Here is a 5594-nt window from a genome sequence, read left to right on the forward strand (position 1 = left end):
TTTGTACCGCCTTGCGGGATCGAGGGCTGTTCGGCGGACATCGATTGGTATGGCACAGGCCGTGCGCGCGTCGGCTATGCCTTCGAGAACTTTCTTCCCTATGTCACGGGTGGCTTTGCTGTCGGCAAGGTCAAAGGCACGGCCGACCTGGGAGCCTGTGGCTTTACCCCGACCTGCGGCTACGACGAGACCCGGTGGGGCTGGGCGGCCGGCGCAGGTGTTGAATGGGCGCTGAACCAGAAGCTGTCGTTCAAGGCTGAGTACATGCACGTCGATCTGGGCACCCCCGATTTCAACACAGCCGCTCCAGATCCTTCCACCTCCAGAATCGACTTCGATACGGTCCGCGTGGGTATCAACTACCACTTCTGAAGCGGCTTCCCGACTTCAAGCGGCTGTAGCGGCCTACTCGTGATGCTTTGGCCGTCGCCACGGGGCGCCGTTCATTCGGTGGTCGGTCCTTCCACCAAAAGGCCTAGTGGGCACTTTTTTTCGGCTGAAAGCGCCGCCACACAGTCTTCCAGAATTGCCAGGCGAAACCGAAGCCACTTTAATTCTTGGCCGACTTGCGCCAGCTTTAACATGCCTGCCGAGCACGCAACCCTTCGCCTCTGCTCCTCTTCCAAGGATGCTATCTTCGCGCGCAGTTCCAAGGCTTCTGTGGCCCTCGAGTTCCTAACCAAAGTCCGGGTTCGCATTTCCAACCCCACAGCAAAACGTCGCCATCAATTGCACGACTGCGTTAAACTCTGGCATTCAAATTATTGAGGAATTTAGCGACTACTAAAATAAGAGCCCAATCCACTGGCCGCGGCCGCGAGCGCGCGAGACTACTAGCGGCCCAGCGGTCAAGGCGGGGGGCTTGGGGGTTTTGACCACCGGGCCTAACCGGCGAAGGAGAGGTGCCGGCTGGCAAGGGATCATACGCCGATATTACGTGTTGTAGAATGGGGCTCCCTACGTTCCCGAGACGTGCTGGCAATGGCTTGGCCGTTTTAAGCCGCAAATCTGATGGACGGGCGCGTGACTCTGGTAGCGGACTTTCGAGCTCGACCAACCGGCTTGACGGAACATTAGCCATCTCTAAAAGTAGTCCGAGCGGCAGGTGGTGCCCTCCATCGCCTTGCCGAAGATCGGGCCTCCGATCGGCCCGCGCTTTCCGCAAGAGGCGCGGGCTTCCCGGTTCGCAAGAGACCATTGCTGTCAGGCCGGCAACTCATTCAACCGGAACCGCGCCCCTGCCGGCGTCACCGTCCTTGTGCATCTGATCGTCAAGGGCGTCTGCTATCTTGAGTGACAAGCCAGCCACCTTATTTTTGAGCCTAACTGGTACGTCTGGCGACGCTTGAAGCTTCTGGTTCGCATCCCTGAACAGCTTGGAGATGCTGCTAAGCGTCAGTTCCTCGTCCGTCACGGTGCGTCTCTAGTTGAGTCGGTTCCGTCCTTGATTTATGGGGCATATTCGCAATCGGGCAATTCGCCTTAAGGCTCTACCCAGCCGAATGCAGACTGGAGCGAGCGACGGCCCAGTCAAGCTGTCGCAATTTATGCGAACGGCGCGGGAACAAATTTCCACAATCGCCGTTTTTGCGCCAGCCGGATGCATGCCCCAAGATCCTGTGTTCGGCATGTCGAAGGCCCGCTGCTAAACGCCCTGGCAGCGGGCTTTTCCACGCCTAGGGCTTTTTGAGTATCCGCGCTTCGCGCAAGAGCGACGACCAGTTGTAAGGGCCAAGGAAGCTGACAAGCTCTGTGGCTAGCGCAGGGGTGATACCGGTCTCAGCCGCCAGACGCCGCGTGGCAATGCCGATCGCTGTTTCGGGCGGCTTGCCTAACTCGTCAACCACCTTGGATGTCCCTTCCAGCTGACCCAAAGTCAGCCGAGAGGAAATGGTTCCGTGAGGCGCTACCCAGCCGTAGGGGGCTTCACCGACCCTGTGCCGTTCGGCAGGATAGACGGCGCCCTCTTGCCGGTGATGGTCTCGATCGCTTTCAACAACGGTTCATGAACCTCACGAAGCGCGCGGTAGTGCTCGCAGTGATACGCGAGGAGCGGCCGCACGATGCTCTTGTGCAGTGCCTCCGCTGCCACGAGAAAGCGCTCGATATCCGCCTGGGAAAGCTGCTGGGAAGGTTTGGTTCTGGCCATGGTAGCGAACTCCGTTTGAAGGGATCGCCGCAACAGGAATATAATCCTGCATACGAGGTTGGATGGCAAGTGGCCATCATCGCGGAGTCACTAAAATTCTAGGTATCTAATTAAGACGGCGCTCATGGACATCTGCGCTTGATGTTCCAGCTGTGATGTCACGGGCGGCCCCCTTAGTCATTCTCAGCCTTGGCCCGTTGCCGTGGCTCTCACTAAGTCGGCAGTGGGCTTTTCTTTGTCCCTGTAGCTTCAAGGCTTCGGCTTCCGCTTGCCTTCTTCGCCGGGGGCACCCTTGCCGAGTCCTGCGGCCTTCGCCAGTGCAGAGCGGATCGCGGAGTACTTTGGCGCTGTTGTGGGGTAGCTGCTGGGCAGATCCCATTTAGCGCGGTACTCGTCAGGGGTAAGGTTGTGCGAACTCCACAAGTGCCGCCTCAAAGATTTGAACTTTTTTCCATCCTCGAGGCAGTAAATGAAATTCGGCGTCACTGACCGCTTGGGATCGACGGCTGGCTCCCTCGGCTCGGCCGGCCTTGCGTTCTGGCCACCCAAGCCTGACAATGAAGCGTGCACAGATGCAATCAGTTCGGGCAGGCTGCCGGCCGGCAACGGATTATTGCTAACGTAGGCAGAGACAACATCCGCCGTTAGTTCGACTAGTTCGGTTGCGTGGTCGTGATGGTCGTGGGTGTCCGTCATTCGTTGGCCCCTGTGGTGATGCCCGGGTATTAGACCGAGCTAAGGTACGCAACCAGCGTCCCGACATGTAGTTCCACCGATTTTTGGGTGCACGGGGAAAAAGGCCGGCGCCGCAATGGCGCCGGCGAGCATCAGGACGGCGAGGGCGGCGAAGTAGAGTGGCACCAACACGGTTGGATACATACGAGCTAGAAGCCGTTCAGATTGTCCCGCCTGACGCAGCTCTCCACATCGCTCATGTCGGGAGCGCGGCTGAGATTCTCGAAGGGGTCAACCCATGACGATGCAGCTACAGCAGTTGGTGCGCGGCGCGTTTCAAATGGCCGAGTGCGCCTCCGCTCGTCATTGTGAGGCATTCGGGCAAGAACCGCTACCGTAGCCGCACTGAAAGCGCCGACATCATACGGTCCGTGGGCAGGTGTAGACATCGCACTTTCTTGCTGATTGTCTTAGCAGATGGCCGAACAATTCAATCTTCGCAGTGCCTCGGGCACTCTATTGAACGCGACCACTTAGCTCAGCCCGGATGGTATCATCCTCCACATCCGCAGCTCCTTTTTGCAACCTTCGTGTGCTCATGGTAAATTCCGCCGATTGGGCCTCAAATCGGGGACGTCGATGACGAGTTTTAATTCGCAGAAGATTTCGAAGATTCATCACGACTTACACCACGACTTACCCTCCGAGCCGGCTCTGAGAGCGAAGGCTCTCGAGAGTCTCCTGATCGAGAAGCGCCTGGTCGACCCGGAAGCGATGGACGCGTGGATTGAGATGTATAGGGAGGAGATCGGACCCAAGCGCGGCGCGAGAGTTGTGGCGCGAGCGTGGAAAGATCCCGCTTTCAAGGAGCGCCTGCTGGCAAACGCTACGTCGGCGATCGACGAGTTGGGCTTTGCGGGCCACGCGACGGGTCATTTACAAACTGTCGCGAATACCCCGGACGTTCATAATCTCGTCGTCTGCACGCTTTGTTCCTGCTATCCCTTTTCCATTCTGGGCATGTCGCCCGCATGGTACAAATCCAACGAGTACAGAGCACGCGCCGTACGCGATCCTCGAGGCGTCCTGAGAGAATTCGGCGTCGAACTCGAAGACACCGTAGAGGTGCGCGTCTGGGACTCGACGTCAGAAAGACGATACCTCGTGCTGCCGCAACAGCCGGCGGGCACTGAGAGCTTGGACGAGGCCTCTCTTTCGCGGCTGGTGACGCGCAACTCCATGATCGGAACTGAAAGGGATCTCTCGCCGTCGCTGGGAGGCTGATGATGGATGGAGTTCATGATCTCGGTGGACGAGAAGGCTTTGGCCCGATTCAAGGCCTGGGCGATGGCCGACCTTTCCATGAACAGTGGGAAATGCGCGCTTTTGGATTGGCGCAGGCCGCCGCTGGCGACAGCGACTGGTCGATAGACTGGTTCCGGCATTGCCGCGAGTTGATCGTTCCGGCGGACTACCTGACTCGATCCTATTTCGATCATTGGCTGCTCACCCTTGCGGCTGAAATGATCGACGTGGGCTATGTCACTTTGGAGGAGCTCAAATCAGGGGCATCGACATTCACGCCGCAGCCAGGATATCCGCCAGAGACTGCGGACGAGGCGAGAGCTTACGTGAAAAATCCACGCAGCTACGCGGTTGAAATCGATGCTAGGCCATCGTTTGCCCTAGGCGCGACCGTACGCGGAAAGATTTCGGGGCACTCGGGACACACTCGTCTTCCCGGCTACGTGCGCGGTAGAAAGGGAAGCATCTTCGCCCTTCATGGTGCGCATGTCTTCCCGGATGCGTCTGCACGGGGCGAACATAAGGCGGAGCACCTTTATACGGTCAGCTTCGCCGCATCTGAACTGTGGCCGGAAGCGAAGGACCGGAGGGATCGCGTTTTTGTTGATCTTTGGGAGAGCTACCTTGAGCGAGCCTGATCCCGGCTACGGGCCGTTGAGGAGACGAGACGACGAGCCAATCTTCGCTGAACCATGGCACGCCCAGGCAATGGCAATCGCCGATCTATTGATTGGATCGGGGACGATCACGCAATCAACCTGGGCGGAAACTCTGGGCGAGGAAGTCCGCATTGCAAGTCTTGCTGGGAGTGCCGACGACACAGGCACTTATTACACAGCCGTGCTGTCTGCGCTCGAACGTATTCTGGATGCTGGAGGGAACGTGTCGTGCGCGGAGTTGGCACGCCGTCGGGACGACTGGCGGCGAGCATATTTGCAGACTCCTCACGGACAGCCAGTGGAGCTAGACTGCGGCCGATTTACCAAAGCTCCAGACTAGAAATCCCCCTCAAGGCCAGCGCGCGCTTTCACTCATTCTGGCAGGCCTGCCTTGCGCAAGTTCTTGCGAAGGTGTTCCAGATCGCCGGGATTTTTGTAAGGCGTCATTTGGGGGCCGGTTCTCGAAACGATTGTGGCTGATGGGTCCATTTGCTTGATCCGCTCCACGGCTTCCCTCGCTTCGATCATATTCCCCAATGCGGCATGGCTGGCTGCCAAATAGACCCAGCGGTACACCGTGTCGATTGTCATTAGGCTACGCAAAGCCGTGACTGCTTCATGGTATTGTCGGGAGTCGTAGTAAATCTGGCCGAGCTATTGAACGTACCACTCGGGATAGCGAGGATTAAGGCGCAACGCCTTTTGTGCTGCGTCGAAGCCTTCGGTGGTTCGTCCCGCGCAACTCAGGCAGTAGCCATAGTCCATGAGAATGTCTGCGTCATTGGGATTGAGATCAAAGGCGCGGT

At 58.2% G+C, this 5594-nt stretch carries 9 protein-coding genes; 4 read left to right on the forward strand and 5 right to left on the reverse strand.

Annotation, left to right across the window (positions count from 1 at the left end; translation table 11 throughout):
- A partial coding sequence (locus AC04SH_RS34530) for an outer membrane protein (protein ID WP_488578059.1) occupies positions 1 to 372 on the forward strand: 372 nt, incomplete at its 5' end.
- An 844-nt stretch (positions 373 to 1216) separates the two neighbouring features.
- Here the strand turns inward: AC04SH_RS34530 and AC04SH_RS34535 are convergent.
- The 4 genes from AC04SH_RS34535 to AC04SH_RS34550 form a co-directional block, all read right to left on the reverse strand.
- Entirely contained in the window at positions 1217 to 1414 is a 198-nt protein-coding gene (locus AC04SH_RS34535) for a hypothetical protein (RefSeq protein WP_477345685.1), read from the reverse strand.
- Positions 1415 to 1676: 262 nt separating this feature from the next.
- Positions 1677 to 1847, reverse strand: coding sequence for a hypothetical protein (locus AC04SH_RS34540; protein ID WP_488578060.1), 171 nt, complete (start codon positions 1845 to 1847; stop codon positions 1677 to 1679).
- Positions 1848 to 1906: 59 nt separating this feature from the next.
- Positions 1907 to 2149, reverse strand: coding sequence for a hypothetical protein (locus tag AC04SH_RS34545; protein WP_477345687.1), 243 nt, complete (start codon positions 2147 to 2149; stop codon positions 1907 to 1909).
- 249 nt (positions 2150 to 2398) lie between these two features.
- Positions 2399 to 2845: a Ros/MucR family transcriptional regulator gene (locus AC04SH_RS34550; protein WP_477345689.1), complete on the reverse strand. Its 447-nt coding sequence runs from the start codon at positions 2843 to 2845 to the stop codon at positions 2399 to 2401.
- Positions 2846 to 3463: 618 nt separating this feature from the next.
- On the opposite strand from AC04SH_RS34550, the gene nthA reads away from it, so the two are divergent.
- Genes nthA through AC04SH_RS34565 form a run of 3 tightly spaced genes read left to right on the forward strand, consistent with a single transcriptional unit; the run spans position 3464 to position 5128 of the window.
- Entirely contained in the window at positions 3464 to 4108 is a 645-nt protein-coding gene (nthA, locus tag AC04SH_RS34555) for a nitrile hydratase subunit alpha (RefSeq protein WP_477345691.1), read from the forward strand.
- 2 nt (positions 4109 to 4110) lie between these two features.
- Positions 4111 to 4767 carry a nitrile hydratase subunit beta gene (nthB, locus tag AC04SH_RS34560; protein ID WP_488578061.1) on the forward strand — a complete coding sequence of 219 codons (657 nt, stop codon included), beginning with the start codon at positions 4111 to 4113 and terminating at the stop codon, positions 4765 to 4767.
- Complete coding sequence (locus AC04SH_RS34565; RefSeq protein WP_477345695.1) at positions 4754 to 5128, forward strand: hypothetical protein; 375 nt, start codon at positions 4754 to 4756, stop codon at positions 5126 to 5128. The genes nthB and AC04SH_RS34565 overlap by 14 nt, the downstream gene beginning before the upstream one ends.
- Positions 5129 to 5160: 32 nt before the next feature.
- Here the strand turns inward: AC04SH_RS34565 and AC04SH_RS34570 are convergent, their stop codons facing one another.
- A complete protein-coding gene (locus tag AC04SH_RS34570) occupies positions 5161 to 5379 on the reverse strand; it encodes a hypothetical protein (RefSeq protein WP_488578062.1) in 219 nt (72 codons plus the stop codon).
- Positions 5380 to 5594 lie beyond the last annotated feature (215 nt).

This window comes from Mesorhizobium sp. CNPSo 4688, from assembly GCF_057784295.1.